Source organism: Campylobacter sp. CH246 (assembly GCF_004378835.1).
GTDB classification, from domain to species: domain Bacteria; phylum Campylobacterota; class Campylobacteria; order Campylobacterales; family Campylobacteraceae; genus Campylobacter_D; species Campylobacter_D jejuni.
Window position 1 is genome coordinate 1 of the sequence record NZ_RYYA01000024.1, and the last position, 829, is coordinate 829.

An 829-nucleotide genomic window follows, 5' to 3' on the forward strand; every position below is an offset into this window, starting at 1 on the left:
CCTGCTCCAGCCCCAGGATGCGATGAGCCGACATCGAGGTGCCAAACCTCCCCGTCGATGTGAGCTCTTGGGGGAGATCAGCCTGTTATCCCCGGGGTACCTTTTATCCTTTGAGCGATGGCCCTTCCACACAGAACCACCGGATCACTAAGACCGACTTTCGTCTCTGCTTGACTTGTATGTCTTGCAGTTAAGCTGGCTTATACCTTTATACTCTACGAACGATTTCCAACCGTTCTGAGCCAACCTTTGTAAGCCTCCGTTATTATTTGGGAGGCGACCGCCCCAGTCAAACTACCCACCAGACATTGTCCCACTTGAGGATAACTCAAGCTGGTTAGCTACCCAAATAAGAAAGAGTGGTATCTCAACAATGGCTCATAATAAACTAGCGTCTATTACTCAAAGCCTCCCACCTATCCTGCACATTCTTATCCAAATAGCAGTGTCAAGCTGTAGTAAAGGTCCACGGGGTCTTTCCGTCTTGCCGCGGGTAGGAGGAATTTTCACCTCCACTACAATTTCACTGGATCCCTCTTTGAGACAGCTCCCATCTCGTTACGCCATTCATGCAGGTCGGTATTTAACCGACAAGGAATTTCGCTACCTTAGGACCGTTATAGTTACGGCCGCCGTTTACTCGGGCTTCGATCAAGAGCTTCGCTAATGCTAACCCCATCAATTAACCTTCGAGCACCGGGCAGGCGTCACACCCTATACATCCTCTTACGAGTTAGCAGAGTGCTGTGTTTTTGGTAAACAGTCGGGAGGGACTCTTTGTTGTAAGTTTCTTCGCTTTCGGAGTAAATCCTAGTACGAAGCGAACCAC

The 829-nt window shown here is 49.3% G+C and carries 1 rRNA gene; it reads right to left on the reverse strand.

Features of this window, described 5'->3' with window-relative positions:
* A 23S ribosomal RNA gene (locus ELQ06_RS08510) occupies positions 1-829 on the reverse strand; the annotation flags it as partial.